This is a genomic window from Citrobacter sp. Cpo065 (assembly GCF_030332805.1).
Lineage (GTDB): Bacteria > Pseudomonadota > Gammaproteobacteria > Enterobacterales > Enterobacteriaceae > Citrobacter > Citrobacter portucalensis.
This window is the reverse complement of record NZ_JAOWHC010000029.1, coordinates 398,854-419,131: the sequence shown is the minus strand read 5'-3', so window position 1 is coordinate 419,131 and position 20,278 is coordinate 398,854. Positions and strand designations below refer to the sequence as shown.

The 20,278-nt window shown below is 53.4% G+C and carries 20 protein-coding genes; 13 read left to right on the top strand and 7 right to left on the bottom strand.

Going from position 1 to position 20,278, the window contains the following annotated elements:
- Positions 1-8: 8 nt before the first annotated feature.
- Positions 9-752 (bottom strand): radiation resistance protein YbgI, encoded by a 744-nt coding sequence (gene ybgI / locus OGY68_RS07965; RefSeq protein WP_057067734.1) that lies wholly within the window; start codon positions 750-752, stop codon positions 9-11.
- Between the two features lie 289 nt (positions 753-1,041).
- Here ybgI and dtpD point away from each other — a divergent pair, with 289 nt between their 5' ends.
- Positions 1,042-2,523, top strand: a complete 1,482-nt coding sequence (gene dtpD, locus OGY68_RS07960) for a dipeptide permease DtpD (protein ID WP_008784127.1) — start codon at positions 1,042-1,044, stop codon at positions 2,521-2,523.
- Positions 2,524-2,570: 47 nt separating this feature from the next.
- Here dtpD and OGY68_RS07955 read toward each other — a convergent pair whose 3' ends face one another.
- The 4 genes from OGY68_RS07955 to OGY68_RS07940 all read right to left on the bottom strand — a co-directional run bounded on the left by OGY68_RS07955 (position 2,571) and on the right by OGY68_RS07940 (position 5,942).
- A complete protein-coding gene (locus tag OGY68_RS07955; RefSeq protein WP_057067722.1) occupies positions 2,571-3,485 on the bottom strand; it encodes an Rpn family recombination-promoting nuclease/putative transposase in 915 nt (304 codons plus the stop codon).
- A gap of 161 nt (positions 3,486-3,646) precedes the next feature.
- Complete coding sequence (gene phrB, locus OGY68_RS07950; RefSeq protein ID WP_286616937.1) at positions 3,647-5,065, bottom strand: deoxyribodipyrimidine photo-lyase; 1,419 nt, start codon at positions 5,063-5,065, stop codon at positions 3,647-3,649.
- A gap of 18 nt (positions 5,066-5,083) precedes the next feature.
- Positions 5,084-5,638: a DUF1722 domain-containing protein gene (locus OGY68_RS07945; protein ID WP_100247216.1), complete on the bottom strand. Its 555-nt coding sequence runs from the start codon at positions 5,636-5,638 to the stop codon at positions 5,084-5,086.
- 97 nt (positions 5,639-5,735) lie between these two features.
- A complete protein-coding gene (locus tag OGY68_RS07940; RefSeq protein ID WP_003022870.1) occupies positions 5,736-5,942 on the bottom strand; it encodes a YbfA family protein in 207 nt (68 codons plus the stop codon).
- A gap of 308 nt (positions 5,943-6,250) precedes the next feature.
- Between OGY68_RS07940 and kdpF the strand changes: the two genes are divergently transcribed.
- Genes kdpF through kdpE form a run of 6 tightly spaced genes read left to right on the top strand, consistent with a single transcriptional unit; the run spans position 6,251 to position 14,032 of the window.
- On the top strand, positions 6,251-6,340 hold the full coding sequence (kdpF, locus tag OGY68_RS07935; protein ID WP_001670793.1) for a K(+)-transporting ATPase subunit F: 90 nt from the start codon (positions 6,251-6,253) through the stop codon (positions 6,338-6,340).
- Positions 6,340-8,019 (top strand): potassium-transporting ATPase subunit KdpA, encoded by a 1,680-nt coding sequence (gene kdpA, locus OGY68_RS07930; protein ID WP_057067720.1) that lies wholly within the window; start codon positions 6,340-6,342, stop codon positions 8,017-8,019. The genes kdpF and kdpA overlap by 1 nt, the downstream gene beginning before the upstream one ends.
- Positions 8,020-8,039: 20 nt before the next feature.
- A complete protein-coding gene (kdpB, locus tag OGY68_RS07925) occupies positions 8,040-10,088 on the top strand; it encodes a potassium-transporting ATPase subunit KdpB (protein ID WP_057067719.1) in 2,049 nt (682 codons plus the stop codon).
- An 8-nt stretch (positions 10,089-10,096) separates the two neighbouring features.
- Positions 10,097-10,663, top strand: coding sequence for a potassium-transporting ATPase subunit KdpC (gene kdpC / locus OGY68_RS07920; RefSeq protein ID WP_057067718.1), 567 nt, complete (start codon positions 10,097-10,099; stop codon positions 10,661-10,663).
- Between the two features lie 10 nt (positions 10,664-10,673).
- Positions 10,674-13,358 carry a two-component system sensor histidine kinase KdpD gene (kdpD, locus tag OGY68_RS07915; protein WP_032942706.1) on the top strand — a complete coding sequence of 895 codons (2,685 nt, stop codon included), beginning with the start codon at positions 10,674-10,676 and terminating at the stop codon, positions 13,356-13,358.
- On the top strand, positions 13,355-14,032 hold the full coding sequence (gene kdpE / locus OGY68_RS07910) for a two-component system response regulator KdpE (protein ID WP_048226088.1): 678 nt from the start codon (positions 13,355-13,357) through the stop codon (positions 14,030-14,032). The genes kdpD and kdpE overlap by 4 nt, the downstream gene beginning before the upstream one ends.
- Positions 14,033-14,128: 96 nt before the next feature.
- On the opposite strand, the gene pgm is transcribed toward kdpE, so the two are convergent.
- Positions 14,129-15,769, bottom strand: a complete 1,641-nt coding sequence (pgm, locus tag OGY68_RS07905) for a phosphoglucomutase (alpha-D-glucose-1,6-bisphosphate-dependent) (RefSeq protein WP_008784117.1) — start codon at positions 15,767-15,769, stop codon at positions 14,129-14,131.
- 24 nt (positions 15,770-15,793) lie between these two features.
- The gene (gene seqA / locus OGY68_RS07900; protein ID WP_003022848.1) at positions 15,794-16,336 is read right to left on the bottom strand and encodes a replication initiation negative regulator SeqA; all 543 of its coding nucleotides are present in this window, start codon (positions 16,334-16,336) and stop codon (positions 15,794-15,796) included.
- Positions 16,337-16,530: 194 nt separating this feature from the next.
- Here seqA and ybfF point away from each other — a divergent pair, with 194 nt between their 5' ends.
- The 6 genes from ybfF (at position 16,531) to tcuR (ending at position 20,196) form a co-directional block, all read left to right on the top strand.
- Positions 16,531-17,304: an esterase gene (gene ybfF, locus OGY68_RS07895; protein ID WP_286616935.1), complete on the top strand. Its 774-nt coding sequence runs from the start codon at positions 16,531-16,533 to the stop codon at positions 17,302-17,304.
- Between the two features lie 128 nt (positions 17,305-17,432).
- Positions 17,433-17,720 carry a LexA regulated protein gene (gene ybfE, locus OGY68_RS07890; protein ID WP_003831362.1) on the top strand — a complete coding sequence of 96 codons (288 nt, stop codon included), beginning with the start codon at positions 17,433-17,435 and terminating at the stop codon, positions 17,718-17,720.
- Positions 17,721-17,875: 155 nt separating this feature from the next.
- Positions 17,876-18,406, top strand: coding sequence for a flavodoxin FldA (gene fldA, locus OGY68_RS07885; protein ID WP_003022839.1), 531 nt, complete (start codon positions 17,876-17,878; stop codon positions 18,404-18,406).
- 210 nt (positions 18,407-18,616) lie between these two features.
- The gene (locus OGY68_RS07880; protein ID WP_100247215.1) at positions 18,617-18,703 is read left to right on the top strand and encodes a ryhB-regulated fur leader peptide; all 87 of its coding nucleotides are present in this window, start codon (positions 18,617-18,619) and stop codon (positions 18,701-18,703) included.
- On the top strand, positions 18,696-19,142 hold the full coding sequence (gene fur / locus OGY68_RS07875) for a ferric iron uptake transcriptional regulator (RefSeq protein WP_003022836.1): 447 nt from the start codon (positions 18,696-18,698) through the stop codon (positions 19,140-19,142). The genes OGY68_RS07880 and fur overlap by 8 nt, the downstream gene beginning before the upstream one ends.
- 127 nt (positions 19,143-19,269) lie before the next feature.
- Positions 19,270-20,196, top strand: coding sequence for a tricarballylate utilization LysR family transcriptional regulator TcuR (gene tcuR, locus OGY68_RS07870; protein WP_286616933.1), 927 nt, complete (start codon positions 19,270-19,272; stop codon positions 20,194-20,196).
- Positions 20,197-20,278 lie beyond the last annotated feature (82 nt).

Genomic DNA, 20,278 nt, shown 5'->3' with positions numbered 1-20,278 from the left:
CCTCTTTGTTACGCTGGATTAGGAATATCGATAAAGGTTATGTCCAGATCGGTATTTTCATTCAGCCATTCGCTTAATGCGCGAATGCCGCCGCGTTCGGTCGCATGGTGACCGGCAGCATAAAAATGCAGCCCCTGCTCGCGGGCTGAGTGAATGGTTTGCTCAGAGACTTCACCGGTAATAAAGGCGTCGACACCAAATCGGGCTGCGCTATCAATAAAACTTTGACCGCCCCCGGTACACCAGGCAACGCGCTGAACTTTCTCCGGCCCGGTATCACCGCACCATAACGGTTTACGGCCTAAACGCGCTTCAATCCACGATGCCAGCTCCAGTCCCGGAACCGGCATGGAGAGTTCTCCCCATGGCACCAGCGGTTCAATTTCCCCCATCACGGTGATTCCCAACAGCGCGGCCAACTGCGCGTTATTCCCCAATTCCGGGTGTGCATCCAGCGGCAAGTGCCAGCCATACAGGTTGATATCATTTTCTAACAGCGTTTTCAGACGATTGCGCTTCATGCCGCGAATAACCGGAGATTCGCCTTTCCAGAAATAGCCGTGGTGAACAATAACCGCATCCGCTTGCTGGCGTACCGCCTCGTCCAGCAATGCCTGGCTTGCAGTCACACCGGTCACGATTTTATGCACCGTCTCTTTGCCCTCAACCTGCAAACCATTCGGCGCATAATCGCTAATGGCGGCGCTGTTTAGTTTGTCGTTGATCAGTTGTTCCAGTTCGGTGTTTTTCATCATCGTCCTCGTAGTCATCATTTCTGCCTGCTCAATCAGCAACACAGCTTAGGTTAAAATAGCGTCCCCGCCTGCGTTCGTCGATAGCCATTTCACTGACACATAAAGAAACAATCACACCCGCTTTGAACGTGATTTGCTTACCACTACGCGATCTAATTCATGTATATTTATGCAATCAGACAGCATATTGCAAAAATAATCAGATCTGTATCAAAGTTACAACTTTAAGGAAACACACTCGCGCAGCACGTTCAGCCAGTCGCGAGGCATTTACTTCGAGAAAATAATGAATAAACAAGCATCTCAACCACGGGCGATATACTACGTTGTCGCGCTACAAATCTGGGAATACTTCAGTTTTTACGGCATGCGTGCGCTGCTGATCCTGTATCTCACTAACCAGCTTAAGTACGACGATAATCACGCATATGAACTGTTCAGCGCCTACTGCTCGCTGGTCTATGTCACCCCTATTCTCGGGGGATACCTGGCCGATAAAGTGCTCGGCAATCGAATGGCGGTGATGATCGGCGCATTTTTAATGGCGGTAGGACATCTGGTATTGGGTGCCAGCGAAATGGCTCCGGCGTTCCTCTATTTGTCGCTGGCGATAATTGTCTGCGGTTACGGTCTGTTTAAATCAAATATCAGTTGCCTGCTGGGCGAGTTATATCAACCTGAAGACCCGCGTCGCGACGGTGGATTCTCTCTGCTCTACGCCGCCGGTAACATCGGTTCGATCATCGCACCAATTGCCTGCGGATACGTGCAGGAAGAGTACAGTTGGGCGATGGGCTTTGCGCTGGCTGCCATCGGCATGCTGGCAGGGCTGGTGATTTTCTTATGTGGTAATCGCCATTTCGCCCACACCACCGGCGTCAACAAGGCCGTTCTATGTGCTAAAACCTTTATTCTGCCAAACTGGGCCTGGCTGTTAGTTCTGCTAGTTACCACACCGCTGCTGATTACCGTGCTGTTCTGGAAAGAGTGGTCCGTTTATGCACTGATTGTTGCCACTGTTATTGGTCTGGCAGTTCTGGCGAAGATTTATCGCCAGGCACAGACGCAGAAACAACGCAAAGAGCTGGGGCTTATCGTCACGCTGACCTTCTTCAGCCTGTTGTTTTGGGCCTTTGCTCAACAGGGCGGCAGTTCGATCAGCCTGTATATCGACCGCTTCGTTAACCGCGATATTCTGGGGTATTCCGTCCCTACCGCGATGTTCCAGTCGGTTAACGCTTTTGCTGTTATGCTGTGCGGTATCGTACTGGCGTGGGTAGTCAAAGAAAGCGTGAGTGGCAATCGTACCGTACGTATCTGGGGTAAATTTGCCCTTGGCCTCGGCTTAATGAGCGCTGGGTTCTGTATTCTAACCTTGAGCGCTCGCTGGTCCGCTGCTTACGGCCACTCTTCCATGCCGCTGATGGTACTTGGGTTGGCGGTCATGGGCTTTGCCGAACTGTTTATCGATCCGGTGGCAATGTCACAAATTACGCGTATTGAGATCCCTGGTGTTACCGGCGTATTAACCGGCATTTATATGCTGCTTTCCGGTGCCATCGCCAATTACCTGGCAGGTGTTATCGCCGATCAGACCTCACAAGGCTCGTTTGATGCTGCGGGCGCTATCAACTACTCCATCAATGCCTATATTGATGTCTTTAGTGAAATTACCTGGGGCGCGCTGGCCTGTGTGGTGCTGGTGCTGCTGATTTGGCTGTACCAGTCGCTTAAGTTCAGAAACCGTTCACTGGCGGTAGAATCCTGAGTGTAGGGGCCCGATGATGTAATCTGATTCGGGCTTTTTTTCAGGAATTACGCATAGCTGGCAGTCAACTCCTCTTCAGAAAGACCTGTAACCAGAAGCACCATATTGCGATCTATTCCCTGCTCCAACATAGTTTGCGCTATACGTAATGCGGCTTCTCGTTTGCCTTGCTGCAACCCTCGCTGCAACCCTTCCTGTAATCCATCTAAACGTAACCGCTCGGCAATCGTCATCAGCTTCTCCTTATGTTGGGGGATCCGTTGCGCCATCTCTTGTATAAATTCATTAAAGCGAGATTCATCGCCGGATTGCAGGATGTAATTAAACATCGCCTGTAGTTGCGTGTCATTAGCGCACCCTGTAAGTAACAGCGTGGCCAGTTGATCTACCAGCCCCATCAAATCCCGCTGACGGATATGTTTTTGCATTAGTTCCAGCAGTGCCATTCGCCTGTGAGCCATGATTTCGTCATCGGGCACCACTGTGATATCCACCAATGGAAATGCGCTGGCATAAAGTTGCCGTGCCGTTACAGGATCGGTAAACGCATCAAGCCAGCACAGTGAGTACGGATACGGACTTCGACAGCCATGATAAAACAGCATGGGTATCACAATCGGCAGTTCTTTGTGCCCGGCATCCAAATGACGCTGCATCGCCGCTATTGCGTAACGCAGCAGACGAAAAGCCATATGCGGATCGGCTGAACTCTGGTGTTCTATAACCACGTATACATAACCTTCACCATCGTGCGTATGCACAGACCAGAGTACGTCGGAGTAGCGGGTACGTAAATCCGCTTCAATAAAGCTTTCTGACTCCAGCTTCAGCGTATTTAAATCGCAAAGCGTTTGCAGATCTGCGGGTAGATGAATTTCGAGGAAGTCCCGAGCTGTTTCTGGATGATGTAAAAACGTTTTAAATACCGCATCGTGCGGTGTAGATGTCGTTGGTGTTGTCATCAAATTCCGTCACCTGAATGAAGATGACGGCACTTTACTGCTGGCGGAAAACATCTTCATCAAGGCATTAGCAGCCTTGCGTACACGCTTCAGCGCTAAATGCCCCCCACTGCAACATATTCATTCTGCTGGAAGGTATTACGCAGAAATCCGCTGCGTGCTTATCCCTTACGTGCCGCCTCATATGCCGCCAGCGTCGCCAGCCTTGCCTGTTTATGATCCACAATCGGGCGAGGATAACTCAGTGTTACCTGCGCTTTTTCAGCCCACGACCACGGTTCATGAATGGCTTTACCCGGCACGTCGCGCAGTTCCGGCACCCACTGGCGGATAAACTCACCGTCACGATCAAATTTTTCGCCCTGCGTCGTGGGGTTAAAGATACGGAAATACGGTGCGGCGTCGGTTCCGGTTGAGGCTGCCCACTGCCAGCCGCCGTTATTGGCCGCCAGGTCGCCATCGATCAGTTGCGACATGAAATATTGTTCGCCTTTACGCCAGTCGATCAGCAGGTCTTTCACTAAAAAACTGGCGGTAATCATTCGTAAACGATTATGCATCCAGCCCGTGGCGTTGAGCTGACGCATGGCCGCATCCACAATGGGGTAGCCCGTATTCCCTGTTTTCCAGGCCTGAAAATGCGTCGGATTATTCTGCCATTGCACGCGATCGGTCCAGCGAATAAAAGGTTGATACCGACACAGCGCCGGATGGTAAGTCATCAGATGACGATAAAATTCGCGCCAGATAAGCTCATTCAACCAAACGCTGCCTGCCCCATCCTCAAGCGCCTGCGGCTGCTCCACGAGCAGTCGATTCAGGCACTGGCGCGGTGATAGTCCACCTGTCGCCAGGCTCGCGGATAATCGACTGGTTCCATCAATCGCCGGAAAGTCACGCAGTTGTTCATATTCTCCGGCGGCCTGCTGGCAAAAATGGCGTAACTGCGCGATGGCCAATTTTTCTTCTGCCGGAAATTGCTGCGAATCAAAATCCTGCTGCGGGTAGCTCAGCGTGATGGATGTTAATGGAGAGTCAAGAGCACCGCTTTCTCTCACCTTCGGCGCACTGACACATTCTGGGATCCCGTCTTTTATCCGCTTCAGCCAGGCATTTTTAAACGGCGTAAAGACTTTATACATCTCGTGATTACCGGTCATGACCGCCCCCGGAGGCAGGATCACGCTGTCGTCAAACCCTTCGCACACCACCTGAGGTATTGACTTTTCAACGGCAGCATCACGCTGGCGTTCGTTTATTTCATATTGATAGTTATAAAATATTCGACTGACGCCATGCTGTACGCAGACGTTTTTGACGGTTTCCACACTGGTCGCAAAATCACCGACTTCATGAAACAGAAGCGGGATGCCCTTTTCTGCCAGCGCCGTTTGCAACGCGTTCAACTGCGCGTTAACCAATGCCGCCTGACGTGGGGCCATATCATGCGCCTTCCACTGTTCAGGCGTGGAGATATAGAGCGCGAGTACATGTGCAGAACGATCCCGACAAGCCGCCGCCAGCGCGAGATTGTCATGCAGGCGTAAATCACGCCGAAACCAGACCAGATGCGTGGTCATAACACTCCCTGATAAAAATTAATCATTGCCCTGTAAACGCCAAATCGCAGGCCAGAGTTCAAAATAACGTTGCCCGGACAACCAGGTGTTCGGGTGCTCAGCCATATAGTGTTTGAGGAGCATTAAGGGTGCAAGTAGCGGCTGCGCCTCGCGTCGATAGTTATCGATTATCGAGGTCAATTCCTGACGTTGACGCAGATCGAGCTGATTACGGAAATAGCCCTGTACGTGCATCAATACATTGGTATGGTTACGCCGGGTAGCAGGATTTAATAACAGATGGATCAATCGTAGGCGATACTCGGTAAAAAAAGCATCGAGATCTTGCCATTCATGGATTGCGGCAACGAAGGGGCCAAGCTCCCGATACTCTGGCTGGGAATGCGCCAGTAGTACCAGTTTGTAGCGGGTATGATAGTCAATTAATGCGCCCCGCGTTAATTTTCGCTGACGCAGGCGGTGCAATTCATGCAAAGCGTAAACACGTATTAATGTATTTTCGTCGAACTGAGGTGCCTCACTCGCTTCTGTGGTCAGACAGGTGCGGATACCAACAGGAATTCTCGTGCTCATCGCCACTCCTTATCCGTTACTCAGATAAGTGTAGACCTCGGCGTATAAAAAAACCGCCACATTGCTGTTGGCGGTTTTCTTGAACAATAACGACAACTTAATAGAAGTCGCAGGTGGCTTTTTCAGCCTGCTCCATCCACACCGGTTTATCACTGGTTTTGGACCAGACGCGGTGCAGATAGCTGTAAAAACGGGCGCGGTCTTTCCAGAACAACATGACCGGCAGCGCCAGCACGCCCGCCACAACGGCAAAGGTACGGCGCAAGAAAACAATGTGTGCTGGATATTCTTTATAAAAGTCCATAATCCTCTCCCATATATCTGTTCGGTGAATCGCACCGGAAAAATAAACTTGGTTAACTGATGAAAATAATACCGCCTTGTGTGTAATTTTGCTACTCATCCGACCACTTATTTTTATCTATTGATGCTCCGTTTAGCTAAAAACCGTAACTAAGTTACATAAAGGTTAAATTAATACTAATCATTAGTTAAATAATGGTCTTTGCCATTTTTATACTTTTTTTACACCCCTCCCACTGATTTTTGCGAAATCTTTGCAAGCAAAAATCTACGCTCTGGTTATCACATTTATGCCACTGGAGGTGCACCGTGAGTGCAGGCGTGATAACCGGCATTGTGCTGGTCTTTTTATTATTAGGTTATCTGGTGTATGCCCTGATTAATGCGGAGGCGTTCTGATGGCGGCCCAAGGATTTTTACTCATTGCCAGTTTCTTGCTGGTACTGTTTATCATCGCCAGACCGCTGGGTTTTGGCTTGGCTCGGCTGATCAATAATACGTCCCTGCCGGGCCTGGCTGGCGTGGAACATCTGCTCTGGCGCGGTCTGGGCATCTCGCAGCAGGAGATGAACTGGCGGCAGTATCTGTTGGCGATCCTCGCGCTCAATGTGCTGGGGTTGCTGGTCCTGTTTTCAATGCTGATGGCGCAAAACCTGCTGCCGCTAAATCCGCAACAGCTACCTGGGCTTTCGTGGGATTTGGCGCTCAACACGGCGGTAAGTTTTGTCACCAACACCAACTGGCAATCCTATGCTGGCGAAACCACCTTAAGCTACTTCAGCCAGATGGTCGGGCTGACCGTGCAGAACTTCCTGTCAGCGGCAACCGGGATTGCGGTGATTTTTGCCCTGGCCCGTGCCTTTACTCGCCAGAGTATGAACACGCTGGGCAACGCCTGGGTCGATCTGGTTCGCATTACGCTGTGGATCCTGCTCCCCATTGCATTGCTCATTGCGTTGTTCTTCATTCAGCAAGGTGTGCTGCAAAACGTGTTGCCCTATCAGCCCATTACTACCCTTGAAGGGGTGAAACAGCTGCTGCCGATGGGGCCCGTCGCCTCACAGGAAGCGATTAAGATGCTTGGCACTAACGGGGGCGGGTTCTTTAACGCTAACTCATCACATCCGTTTGAAAACCCTACCGCGTTGACCAATCTGGTACAGATGCTGGCCATTTTCTTAATTCCTACCGCGCTGTGTTTTGCCTTTGGTGATGTGGTTGGCGATCGTCGCCAGGGGCGGACCCTGCTGTGGGCCATGTCGCTGATATTTGTAGTCTGCGTAGCCGTGGTGATGTGGGCCGAAGTTCAAGGCAACCCGCACCTGATGGCATTCGGTGCAGACAGTAATATCAACATGGAAGGCAAAGAAAGCCGCTTTGGCGTGCTGGCTACGAGTCTTTTTTCCGTCGTGACGACAGCGGCATCTTGCGGCGCTGTCGATGCGATGCATGACTCCTTCACCGCGCTGGGCGGGATGGTGCCGATGTGGCTAATGCAGATTGGCGAAGTGGTCTTCGGTGGTGTCGGTTCGGGCCTGTACGGCATGTTGCTGTTCGTGTTATTGGCGGTGTTTATCGCGGGCCTGATGATTGGTCGCACGCCGGAATATCTGGGTAAGAAAATAGACGTGCGTGAAATGAAAATGACCGCGCTGGCGATTCTGGTCACCCCTGCGCTGGTGCTGCTCGGTACGGCGATAGCGATGATGAGCGACGCCGGACGCAGCGCCATGCTCAATCCTGGCCCACATGGCTTTAGTGAGGTGTTGTACGCCGTATCGTCTGCCGCGAACAACAACGGCAGCGCCTTCGCCGGATTAAGCGCCAACAGCCCGTTCTGGAACTGTCTGCTGGCCCTGTGCATGTTCTTCAGCCGTTTCGGCGTGATCATCCCCGTGATGGCAATTGCCGGATCGCTGGTCAGTAAAAAGATCCAGCCAGCAAGTCCAGGCACGCTGCCTACCCACGGTGCACTGTTTGTCGGGTTGTTAATCGGTACGGTGTTACTGGTTGGCGCCCTCACCTTTGTTCCTGCCCTGGCGCTTGGCCCGGTCGCAGAATACCTGTCATTACACTGAGTGATGCGGAGCACATGACTATGAGTCGCAAGCAACTGGCGCTGTTCGAACCCTCTCTGGTCGCACAGGCGCTGATGGATGCCGTGAAAAAATTAAGCCCACATACCCAGTGGCGCAATCCGGTGATGTTTATCGTCTGGCTGGGCAGTCTGCTGACAACCCTGTTAACGGTGGCAATGGCAACAGGCCATATGCAAGGCAATCCGTGGTTTACCGGCGCGATAAGTCTGTGGCTGTGGATTACCGTTCTGTTCGCCAACTTTGCCGAAGCGCTGGCGGAAGGACGCAGTAAGGCTCAGGCTAACAGTCTGAAAGGAGTGAAGAAAACCGCTTTTGCTCGCAAACTCCGCGAACCGAAATACGGTGCCGCCATGGATCACGTTCCGGCGGAGGATTTGCGCAAAGGAGATATCGTGTTAGTAGAAGCGGGCGATATTATCCCGTGTGACGGCGAGGTCATCGAAGGTGGCGCATCGGTGGATGAAAGCGCCATTACCGGTGAATCCGCGCCGGTCATTCGTGAATCCGGTGGTGATTTCGCCTCCGTCACCGGCGGGACCCGCATCCTCTCCGACTGGCTGGTGATCGAATGTAGCGTGAACCCTGGTGAAACGTTCCTCGACCGGATGATCGCCATGGTTGAAGGCGCGCAGCGGCGTAAAACGCCGAATGAAATCGCCCTGACGATCCTGTTGATAGCCCTGACCATCGTTTTTCTGCTGGCGACCGCCACGCTGTGGCCATTTTCCGCCTGGGGTGGTAGCGCGGTTAGCGTCACGGTACTGGTTGCCCTGCTGGTGTGTCTGATCCCCACCACCATCGGCGGGCTACTCTCCGCAATTGGCGTCGCCGGGATGAGCCGCATGCTGGGCGCGAACGTCATCGCCACCAGCGGACGTGCAGTAGAAGCTGCGGGTGACGTGGACGTACTGCTGCTGGACAAAACCGGCACCATTACGCTGGGTAACCGCCAGGCTTCAGATTTCCTGCCCGCCCAGGGCGTGGACGAAAAAACGCTGGCCGACGCCGCGCAGCTTTCATCGCTGGCCGATGAAACCCCAGAAGGCCGCAGCATCGTGATTCTGGCTAAACAGCGCTTTAATCTGCGTATTCGCGACGTGCAATCGCTGCACGCCACCTTTGTACCGTTTACCGCCCAAAGCCGAATGAGCGGGATCAACATCGACAACCGTATGATCCGCAAAGGGTCGGTCGATGCTATTCGTCGTCACGTTGAAGCCAACGGCGGCCACTTCCCTGCCGACGTGGAGCAGAAGGTCGAAAACGTCGCACGCCTTGGCGCTACGCCGCTGGTGGTTGCCGAAGGCTCCCGCGTGCTGGGCGTGATTGCCCTGAAAGATATTGTAAAAGGCGGAATCAAAGAACGTTTTGCCCAACTGCGTAAAATGGGCATCAAAACGGTGATGATCACCGGCGATAACCGCCTGACCGCTGCCGCGATTGCGGCAGAAGCCGGGGTAGATGACTTCTTGGCTGAAGCCACGCCGGAAGCCAAGCTGGCGCTGATTCGTCAGTATCAGGCGGAAGGTCGTCTGGTGGCGATGACCGGCGACGGAACCAATGACGCCCCGGCGCTGGCGCAAGCCGACGTGGCGGTCGCCATGAACTCCGGGACCCAGGCCGCGAAGGAAGCAGGCAATATGGTGGATCTCGACTCTAACCCCACCAAGCTGATTGAAGTGGTGCACATTGGTAAACAGATGCTGATGACGCGTGGTTCGCTGACCACCTTCAGTATCGCCAACGACGTGGCGAAGTATTTCGCCATTATCCCAGCCGCGTTCGCCGCCACCTACCCGCAGCTCAATGCGCTTAACGTGATGGGTCTGCATTCGCCGGATTCGGCGATCCTCAGCGCAGTTATCTTTAATGCGCTGGTTATCGTCTTTCTGATCCCGCTGGCGCTTAAAGGCGTGAGCTACAAACCGTTATCCGCATCCGCAATGCTGCGCCGTAATTTGTGGATCTATGGTCTGGGTGGTCTGGTTGTACCGTTTATCGGTATCAAAGCAATTGATTTACTGCTGACCCTGCTGGGTCTGGTGTGAGGTTTCAGATGAGTGGATTACGTCCTGCATTATCAACATTGATTTTCCTGATGCTTATCACCGGCGGGGCTTACCCGTTGTTGACCACCGCGTTGGGGCAGTGGTGGTTTCCCCACCAGGCTAACGGCTCGCTTCTACGCGAAGGTCAAGTCGTTCGCGGCTCTGCGCTCATTGGGCAACATTTTACCGCTGCCGGTTATTTTCAGGGACGTCCGTCTGCTACAGCAGAAATGCCCTATAATCCAATGGCTTCAGGCGGCAGCAATCTGGCAGCCAGCAACCCGGAACTGGATAAACAGCTGCAAAGCCGGATAGCCGCGCTGCGTGCTACTAACCCGCAGGCAAATCCTGTCGTTCCGGTAGAGCTGGTAACGGCTTCTGCCAGCGGGCTGGACAACAACCTGACACCCGCCGCGGTGGCCTGGCAAATCCCCCGCGTGGCGCAGGCTCGCAACCTCAGCGTTGAAGAAGTCACGCGCCTGGTTGCACAATACACGCAAAAGCCGTTGGTCAGTTTTATCGGCCAGCCGGTGGTGAACCTGGTAGAACTTAATTTAGCGCTGGATAAGCACTGAGAAAAAGGACATGCATAACGAACCCTTACGCCCCGACCCCGATCGCCTGCTGGAGCAGACCGCTGCCCCGCACCGCGGAAAACTGAAAATTTTCTTCGGCGCGTGTGCAGGCGTCGGTAAAACCTGGGCCATGCTGGCAGAGGCCCAGCGGCTGCGGGCGCAGGGGTTAGATGTGCTGATTGGCGTGGTGGAAACCCACGGACGCAAAGAGACCGCCGCGTTGCTGGACGGTCTCAGCATCCTGCCGCTAAAGAGACAGGCGCGCCATGGTCGTCATATCAGCGAGTTCGATCTCGACGCGGCGCTGGCCCGCCGTCCGGCGCTCATTTTGATGGATGAACTGGCGCACAGTAATGCGCCTGGCTCACGCCACCCTAAGCGTTGGCAAGATATTGAAGAACTGCTCGAAGCCGGTATTGACGTTTTTACTACCGTCAACGTGCAGCATCTGGAAAGCCTCAATGATGTGGTCAGCGGCGTCACCGGCATTCAGGTTCGCGAAACCGTCCCCGATCCTTTTTTCGATGCCGCCGACGATGTGGTGCTGGTCGATCTTCCCCCCGACGATTTGCGCCAACGCCTGAACGAAGGCAAGGTCTATATCGCCGGTCAGGCGGAAAGAGCCATCGAGCATTTCTTTCGCAAAGGGAACTTGATCGCGCTACGTGAGCTGGCCCTGCGCCGCACGGCCGATCGGGTTGACGATCAGATGCGTGCCTGGCGAGGGCGTCCGGGGGAAGAAAAAGTCTGGCATACCCGTGACGCCATTTTACTGTGCATTGGACACAATACCGGCAGCGAAAAACTGGTGCGTGCTGCCGCGCGTCTGGCAGCGCGCCTCGGCAGCGTCTGGCATGCAGTGTATGTCGAAACGCCAGCGCTGCACCGACTGCCCGAAAAACAGCGCCGGGCAATCCTAAGCGCTCTGCGGTTAGCCCAGGAGCTGGGTGCAGAAACCGCCACCCTTTCCGATCCCGCTGAAGACAAGGCGGTAATCCGCTACGCCCGTGAGCATAATCTGGGAAAAATTGTCCTCGGACGTCCGACTACACGACGCTGGTGGCGCAGTGATTCCTTTGCTGACAAACTGGCCCATCGCGCACCGGATCTCGACCTGATGATTGTTGCGCTCGATGAGCCACCTTCGCGCCCTGTTCTACAAACTGCAGATAACCGCACCTTTAAGGATAAATGGCGGGTACAAATTCAGGGTTGTGTGGTTGCCGTCGCGCTGTGCGCCATCATTACGTTGATTGCCATGCAGTGGTTGATGGCCTTTGACGCCGCCAACCTGGTGATGATCTATTTATTGGGCGTGGTGGTTATCGCCCTCTTTTACGGACGCTGGCCGTCGGTGCTGGCAACTTTTATTAACGTCGCCAGCTTCGATCTCTTCTTTATTGCTCCGCGTGGCACGCTGGCCGTTTCCGATGTCCAGTACCTGCTCACCTTCGCCGTGATGCTAACGGTAGGGCTGGTTATTGGTAATCTGACCGCCGGAGTGCGTTATCAGGCGCGGGTGGCCCGTTATCGTGAACAACGTACGCGCCATTTGTATGAGATGTCGAAAGCGCTGGCCGTCGGACGGAGTCAGCAAGATATCGCCGCCACCAGCGAGCAGTTTATTGCCTCAACGTTCCAGGCCCGCAGCCAGGTTTTACTGCCCGGTGAGAACGGTAAGCTGGCCCCTCTCACCCATCAACAGGGGATGACGCCGTGGGATGATGCCATTGCCCAATGGAGCTTTGATAAAGGGCAACCGGCAGGCGCAGGTACTGACACTTTGCCAGGTGTGCCGTATCAAATATTACCGTTAAAAAGTGCCGACAAAACGCATGGGCTGCTGGTTGTGGAACCGGGAAATTTACGCCAACTGATGATCCCCGAACAGCAACGCCTGCTGGAAACTTTCACTTTACTGGTCGCCAGTGCGCTGGAGCGTCTGACGCTGACTGCCAGCGAAGAGCAAGCCCGGTTTGCCAGCGAGCGCGAAAGCATTCGCAACGCGCTGCTCGCCGCCCTTTCCCACGATTTACGTACGCCGCTAACGGTGCTGTTTGGTCAGGCAGAGATCTTAACGTTGGATCTGGCAAGCGAAGGATCGCCGCACGCGCGCCAGGCCAGTGAGATTCGCCAGCACGTCCTTAATACGACCCGACTGGTTAATAACCTGCTGGATATGGCACGAATTCAGTCTGGCGGCTTTAATCTTAAGAAGGAGTGGTTAACACTGGAAGAGGTGGTCGGCAGCGCCCTGCAGATGCTGGAGCCAGGACTCTCTGCTCCTATTAATTTGTCGCTACCAGCACCGTTGACGCTGATCCACGTCGATGGCCCACTCTTTGAACGGGTGCTGATTAATCTGCTGGAAAACGCCGTTAAATACGCAGGTCCAGCGGCGCAAATCGGTATTGATGCCAGCGTCGATGGCGAGCACCTGCAACTGGACGTCTGGGATAATGGTCCCGGCATTCCATCGGGTATGGAGCAGCGAGTTTTTGACAAGTTTTCCCGGGGAAACAAAGAGTCATCGGTACCGGGCGTTGGGCTGGGGCTGGCAATCTGTCAGGCCATTGTGGACGTGCACGGCGGTACGATTTCCGTCCACAATCGCGCACAGGGAGGAGCATGTTTCCGTGTTACACTGCCCCAGGAAATCCCCCCTGAACTTGAAGATTTTCATGAGGATATGTGACGAACGTACTGATTGTTGAAGATGAACAGGCTATCCGTCGCTTTCTGCGCACCGCGCTGGAAGCCGATGGTCTGCGTGTATATGAAGCGGAAACGCTGCAACGTGGTCTGCTGGAAGCCGCCACGCGAAAACCCGATCTCATCATTCTCGATCTCGGTCTGCCGGACGGTGACGGCATTGATTTTATTCGTGACCTGCGACAATGGAGCGCGATACCGGTAATTGTGCTCTCAGCCCGCAGCGAAGAAAGCGATAAAATCGCCGCTCTGGATGCCGGTGCCGATGACTATCTCAGTAAACCCTTTGGTATTGGCGAGCTACAGGCGCGATTACGCGTGGCATTGCGCCGCCACGCCAGCGGCGCGTCTCCCGAGCCGGTGGTGCATTTTTCCAACGTAAAAGTAGATATCGCCGCCCGCCTCGTACATCGTGGAGATGAAGAGATTCATCTGACGCCGATTGAGTTTCGCCTGTTAGCGGTACTGCTGAATAATGCCGGAAAGGTACTAACGCAACGCCAACTGTTAAATCAGGTTTGGGGACCGAATGCCGTCGAACACAGTCACTATCTGCGAATTTACATGGGACACCTGCGCCAGAAGCTGGAACAGGACCCGGCGCGTCCGCGTCATTTTCTGACCGAAACCGGGATTGGTTATCGGTTTATGCCGTGAATCTAAGCCGAATAAAAAAAGCCGGATCAGCACAAAGCTATCCGGCTTTTTTATTCATACCGGATAGCGACGCTAGCGTCTTATCCGGCCTACGGTTTACGCGTTTTTCAGCACTTCGCTGACGATCTCAACCGCTTCTTTTTCAATCTGCTTGCGATGTTCTTCACCGAGGAAGCTCTCGCAATAGATTTTATAAGCGTCTTCGGTGCCGGACGGACGAGCGGCAAACCAGCCGTTGTCAGTCATCACTTTCAGACCGCCGATAGAAGCACCGTTGCCCGGTGCCGCCGTCAGACGTGCGGTGATCGGGTCGCCCGCCAGCGTGCTGGCACTCACCATTTCCGGAGACAGCTTAGACAGCGCCGCTTTCTGTGCAGAGGTCGCACTTGCCTGCAGGCGGTTGTAGCTCGGCGCACCAAAGCGGGCAGCCAGTTCGTTGTAGTGCTCCTGCGGATTCTTACCGGTCACTGCGGTAATTTCTGCCGCCAACAGGCACATGATGATGCCGTCTTTGTCGGTCGACCACGGTGTACCGTCGAAACGCAGGAAAGATGCCCCCGCGCTCTCTTCACCACCAAAGCCAAAGCTGCCGTCGAACAGACCGTCAACAAACCATTTAAAGCCAACCGGCACTTCGACCAGTTTACGCCCTAAATCATTCACCACGCGGTCAATCATCGCCGAGGACACCAGCGTCTTACCAACGGCAACGTCTTTGCCCCACTGCGGACGATGCTGGAACAGGTAGTTGATCGCCACCGCCAGATAGTGGTTCGGATTCATCAGCCCTGCCGGGGTGACGATACCGTGACGGTCGTAGTCTGGGTCGTTGGCAAAGGCCAGATCGAACTTGTCGCGCAGCGCCAGCAGGCCCGCCATCGCGCACTCGGAGGAGCAGTCCATGCGGATTGCGCCATCTTTGTCGAGATGCATGAAACGGAAAGTCTGATCAACGTGATCGTTAACGATAGTCAGGTTCAGGTTGTAGTGCTTAGCAATACGCTTCCAGTATTCGATACCGGAACCGCCCAGCGGATCGACACCCAGTGTCAGACCCGCTTTTTGGATCGCTGCCATGTCGACGATGTCAGCCAGTCCTTCAACAAACGGCTGAACCAGATCCTGCTCTGTTACATGACCAGATGCCAGCGCAGCGTCCAGCGACATGCGCTTCACGCCTTGCAGACCGTCAGCCAGCAGCGCGTTGGCTCTGTCTTCCACCACTTTGGTGACGTTGGTATCTGCCGGACCACCGTTTGGCGGGTTGTATTTAATGCCGCCATCTTCCGGCGGGTTGTGGGACGGCGTGATCACAATGCCGTCAGCCAGCGGGCCGCCTTTTTTATTGTGGACCAGGATAGCATTCGACACAGCAGGGGTTGGCGTAAAGCCGTTATTTTCCTGCACGATGACGTCAACGCCGTTCGCCGCCAGCACTTCCAGTACAGAGATAAAAGCCGGTTCAGACAGCGCGTGGGTATCCTTGCCCACATAGCACGGGCCAGTAATCCCGTTTTTCGCACGTTCTTCAGCAATCGCCTGAGCGATAGCCAGAATATGCGGCTCGTTAAAACTATGACGACCTGCACTGCCGCGATGTCCGGACGTACCGAACTTAACGGCGTGCTCAGCGTTCCCTGCTGTTGGTTTCAGTACATAGTACTGTGCCGTCAGTTGGGCGACGTTAATCAAATCACTCTGTTGCGCAGGTTGACCTGCACGGTTGTGGATTGCCATTGCCTGGTCCTTCTAATGCAAGGATTAAATTGTTCCGCAAACCTTTTCAATCAATTCCGCAGGGAATTGCATTGACTGCATGATGTGTTCAACCATGCTGCATTTACGGCCGGTATTGGTGTTGGTGATCACCCAGTACGGCGTGCCTGGCACGTGTTTCGGTTTGGTTTGATTACCATTTTTCAGCAGCGTCTGTTCATCCGCTGCAAAATAAACGCGCGTACGGCCATGCAACGATTCCGTTGCTTCGGCGAACGCGTTTTGATCCAGTGAATAGAGTGTAGACAGCACCAGCATAAAGCGATTTACTGCTTTCTTCTGTTCCGCGTATTCGTCGGACAGCAGCAGTTCACGCATCGCGCGCACTTTATCTTTTACGGGGTTAACCGGCTTAGCTTCCACGACAGGTTGCACAGCGCGGACTTCTTTGACTATCGGAGTGACAGGCTGTGATGCGGCGGAAAATTTCAACATACGCCGTAAAATGTCGGATGCGCTCTCGCCAATATGCTTGGTGTGGCTGGCAATATAGCTATAGAGTTCATCATCAACTTCAATCGTTTTCATCTTAATCCAGTGCAGTGTTTAGCTGAATACAAGTTGTCGGGGTAAACACACGTAGTGTAAAGGCAAATCCCAACAGCGGATAGCGTCAAGCCTGGTGGCCAGCAAAACTCAGAGTAACCGTAGTTGTTGCAGCCATGTGGCAGAATGGTCAACATGATACCCTAACCCGTGAGTGTGAAAAAAAGAACTTTGCCATGAAATTGAATATCCGAGCGCAATCTGCGCAAAACCTGCACAATAATTCCCCCATCGTCCTGGTTCACGGCCTGTTTGGCAGTCTGGATAACCTGGGGATCCTGGCGCGCGATCTGGTGGTCGATCACGATATCATCCAGGTCGATATGCGAAATCATGGCCTCTCCCCTCGTTCCCCTGAGATGAATTATCCGGCCATGGCGCAAGATTTGCTGGATACGCTGGACGCTCAGCAAATAGAAAAGGCGACCTTTATTGGTCACTCGATGGGGGGGAAAGCCGTCATGGCGTTAACCGCGCTGGCTCCTGATCGTATCGATCGACTGGTGGCCATTGATATTGCTCCGGTCGACTATCATGTTCGCCGTCACGATGCGATCTTTACCGCTATTAATGCCGTAACCGATGCCCAGGCCACTTCGCGTCAGCAGGCGGCCAGCGTCATGCGTCAGCATCTGCATGAGGAAGGCGTAATCCAGTTTCTGCTGAAATCTTTCGTCGACGGCGAGTGGCGTTTTAACGTTCCCGTGCTGTGGGATCAGTATCCTCATATCGTCGGTTGGGAAATCATTCCTGCATGGGAGCACCCGGCGCTGTTTATCCCTGGCGGCAACTCACCGTATGTTACCGAAGCGTATCGCGAACAACTGCTGGCGCAATTCCCTCTGGCTCGGGCGCATGTTATTGCTGGAGCCGGTCATTGGGTGCATGCGGAAAAACCGGAGGCGGTGCTGCGCGCCATCCGTCGTTATCTGAACGAACAGGCTAACTGATTAAAAACTCAGCGTCTGCGCGCGATTACGCGCGTGGGCGTTGGCGTGTCCCCCCTGCTGATGTATTATGGCGCGCTATCCATCCGGGCAGACGCCTGGCTGATTGTTTCCCCGAAGTCACCAAGATCATGGCCAAAGAACAAACGGACCGTACGACATTAGATCTGTTCGCGCAGGAGCGTCGCCCGGGACGACCCAAAACTAATCCGCTCTCGCGTGATGAACAGTTACGTATTAATAAACGTAATCAGCTTAAGCGTGACAAAGTTCGCGGGCTTAAGCGTGTCGAACTGAAACTGAACGCTGATGCCGTTGACGCTCTGAACGAGCTGGCTGAGGCGCGCAACATGAGTCGCAGTGAACTCATCGAAGAGATGCTGATGACCCAACTCAGCACATTGCGCGGTCAGGCATAGTCTGAATTTCTGCTCTAAATCATAAATCGTGTAGCACAGAGTGCAGTCCTGCGTGTTTGCTGTTTCCGCATGCCTGACTGTTCTGCTATGATTGCCCTTATCCGTGGGCAATGCGCCACCACCATTTCAATAAGTTTCAAGAGGTTATTTTACTCATGGCAATCACTGGCATCTTTTTCGGCAGCGACACCGGTAATACCGAAAACATCGCAAAAATGATTCAAAAACAGCTTGGTAAAGACGTTGCCGATGTTCATGACATTGCAAAAAGCAGCAAAGAAGACCTCGAAGGTTATGACATTCTGCTGCTCGGCATCCCAACCTGGTACTACGGTGAAGCTCAGTGTGACTGGGACGACTTCTTCCCTACCCTCGAAGACATTGATTTTAATGGAAAACTGGTTGCATTATTCGGCTGCGGCGACCAGGAAGATTACGCAGAATATTTCTGCGATGCGTTAGGGACCATTCGCGACATCATCGAACCGCGCGGCGCAACTATCGTTGGTCACTGGCCGACTGCGGGTTATCACTTTGAAGCGTCTAAAGGCCTGGCTGACGACGACCACTTTGTCGGTCTGGCTATCGATGAAGATCGCCAGCCAGAACTGACAGCAGAACGCGTAGAAAAATGGGTTAAGCAGATCTCTGAAGAGCTGCACCTCGACGAAATCATTAATGCCTGATTTCGTGCGGCGTAGATTTCCATCTGCGCCGCATCAATAGATAAAACCAATCAAAATAATTGCTACAAATTTGTAACTTTTTCGTCTGACCCTGTACAATGGCTGGATGCCAATCGGGTGTTGCACAGTGTGTTTGTCGGCGATACCACGTTTTGATTAACAATATATGCCAGAGACTTGCAGTTTTCATTTAGCCATGGCAGTTCTATAATGATACGCATTATCTCAAGTGCAATTTCTGTCACTTCTGTTAATGAAGTGAATCGTTTAGCTACAGGACAGATTCCGCATGACTGACAACAATACCGCATTAAAGAAGGCTGGCCTGAAAGTAACGCTTCCTCGTTTAAAAATTCTGGAAGTTCTTCAGGAACCGGATAACCATCACGTCAGTGCGGAAGATTTATACAAACGCCTGATCGATATGGGTGAAGAGATTGGTCTGGCGACCGTGTATCGTGTGCTGAACCAGTTTGATGATGCCGGTATCGTGACCCGCCATAATTTTGAAGGTGGTAAATCCGTCTTCGAACTGACTCAACAGCATCACCACGATCACCTCATTTGCCTCGACTGCGGCAAAGTGGTCGAGTTCAGCGATGATTCCATCGAAGCGCGCCAGCGTGAGATTGCGGCTAAACATGGTATTCGTTTAACCAACCATAGTCTCTATCTCTACGGCCACTGCGCTGAAGGCGATTGCCGCGAAGATGAGCATGCCCACGACGGCAAATAATGTAATGCTTTTTGAAAAGCCAACCTTCCGGTTGGCTTTTTTTATGGGCATTACCTGCCCTTTTCCCCTTCCCTCCGCTCCTGTGTTGCTTTAATGTAAAATCAATTGCCCCTTCCGGAGAGTCGAAATGGAACTTCGCCAGCTACGCTATTTTGTGCGCATTGTAGAAACCGGCAGCATGGGTAGCGCGGCACTCGATCTCAATATCGGGGTTTCGGCACTCAGCCAGCAAATGTCGCGTCTGGAAAACAAACTCGCTATTCGCCTGCTGCAGCGCACCTCGCGAGGCGTGACGCCCACCAGCGCCGGGCTGGCTTTTTACTCCCAGGCGCAGCTGGCGCTTCGTCACGCAGACGACGCGATCCTCGCCGCACGCGAGTCCCGGCTTTCCGGGCACGTCAGCGTCGGTATGGCTCCCAGTACCGCTTCCGTTCTCGGAATGCCGTTTATCAACGCCATGCGGGAAAGCTACTGTGATGTCCGTCTGCATGTGGTGGAAAGCCTCTCTGGCAATCTGGAGCGGATGATTAATACCCGCCAGATTGATCTGGCTGTCGTGTTTCAGAAAGAAAAGATCCTGCGCTGGAGCGCCATACCGATTCTCGAAGAGCGGCTGTTTTTGATTGGGACTCATGCCTTACTGGCTGATATTGCCGATGACAATATTGCTCCAGCCCAGCTGGCAAGTATCCCATTGATAATGCCAAGCCCGGGCCACGGTCTGCGCGGCCGGCTGGAAGCGATTTGTCAGGAACACGCGCTGAACATTGAGATCGCCACGGAAATTGATGGTCTGGCGCTACTCATGCGCGCCGTGCGCAGTGGCATTGGTGCCACTCTCCAGCCCGGCGCGGCAATTTCCCATCTAGATAAAGAGACGCTAAGAGTGATCGGCGTTCACAATCCAATACTTAGCCGCCCCAACTTTCTGGTGAGTCTCTCAGACGATGAACTCACCCCGGCAGGCCTCGCGGCCCGCGTGGTGCTGACGAAAGTGATGCATCAACTGGTGGAAGCAGGAAGCTGGCCTGGCGCCATCCTTTACAATAACTAAAGTACCGTTTAGCACCACGTCATAGCGCCCGCACAAGCTGTGCGTATACATTTCAATTACAAATTTAACAAATGGTTAAATG

What these genes read in the sequence shown, in the direction of transcription:
- ybfE (WP_003831362.1), top strand. Translation starts at nt 17,433, where the DNA reads ATGGCCAAAGAACAAACGGACCGTACGACATTAGATCTGTTCGCGCAG.
- seqA (WP_003022848.1), bottom strand. Translation starts at nt 16,336, where the DNA reads ATGAAAACGATTGAAGTTGATGATGAACTCTATAGCTATATTGCCAGC.
- kdpA (WP_057067720.1), top strand. Translation starts at nt 6,340, where the DNA reads ATGGCGGCCCAAGGATTTTTACTCATTGCCAGTTTCTTGCTGGTACTG.
- fur (WP_003022836.1), top strand. Translation starts at nt 18,696, where the DNA reads ATGACTGACAACAATACCGCATTAAAGAAGGCTGGCCTGAAAGTAACG.
- kdpD (WP_032942706.1), top strand. Translation starts at nt 10,674, where the DNA reads ATGCATAACGAACCCTTACGCCCCGACCCCGATCGCCTGCTGGAGCAG.
- OGY68_RS07940 (WP_003022870.1), bottom strand. Translation starts at nt 5,942, where the DNA reads ATGGACTTTTATAAAGAATATCCAGCACACATTGTTTTCTTGCGCCGT.
- OGY68_RS07880 (WP_100247215.1), top strand. Translation starts at nt 18,617, where the DNA reads ATGATACGCATTATCTCAAGTGCAATTTCTGTCACTTCTGTTAATGAA.
- ybgI (WP_057067734.1), bottom strand. Translation starts at nt 752, where the DNA reads ATGAAAAACACCGAACTGGAACAACTGATCAACGACAAACTAAACAGC.
- kdpB (WP_057067719.1), top strand. Translation starts at nt 8,040, where the DNA reads ATGAGTCGCAAGCAACTGGCGCTGTTCGAACCCTCTCTGGTCGCACAG.
- phrB (WP_286616937.1), bottom strand. Translation starts at nt 5,065, where the DNA reads ATGACCACGCATCTGGTCTGGTTTCGGCGTGATTTACGCCTGCATGAC.
- ybfF (WP_286616935.1), top strand. Translation starts at nt 16,531, where the DNA reads ATGAAATTGAATATCCGAGCGCAATCTGCGCAAAACCTGCACAATAAT.
- pgm (WP_008784117.1), bottom strand. Translation starts at nt 15,769, where the DNA reads ATGGCAATCCACAACCGTGCAGGTCAACCTGCGCAACAGAGTGATTTG.
- fldA (WP_003022839.1), top strand. Translation starts at nt 17,876, where the DNA reads ATGGCAATCACTGGCATCTTTTTCGGCAGCGACACCGGTAATACCGAA.
- dtpD (WP_008784127.1), top strand. Translation starts at nt 1,042, where the DNA reads ATGAATAAACAAGCATCTCAACCACGGGCGATATACTACGTTGTCGCG.
- kdpC (WP_057067718.1), top strand. Translation starts at nt 10,097, where the DNA reads ATGAGTGGATTACGTCCTGCATTATCAACATTGATTTTCCTGATGCTT.
- tcuR (WP_286616933.1), top strand. Translation starts at nt 19,270, where the DNA reads ATGGAACTTCGCCAGCTACGCTATTTTGTGCGCATTGTAGAAACCGGC.
- OGY68_RS07955 (WP_057067722.1), bottom strand. Translation starts at nt 3,485, where the DNA reads ATGACAACACCAACGACATCTACACCGCACGATGCGGTATTTAAAACG.
- OGY68_RS07945 (WP_100247216.1), bottom strand. Translation starts at nt 5,638, where the DNA reads ATGAGCACGAGAATTCCTGTTGGTATCCGCACCTGTCTGACCACAGAA.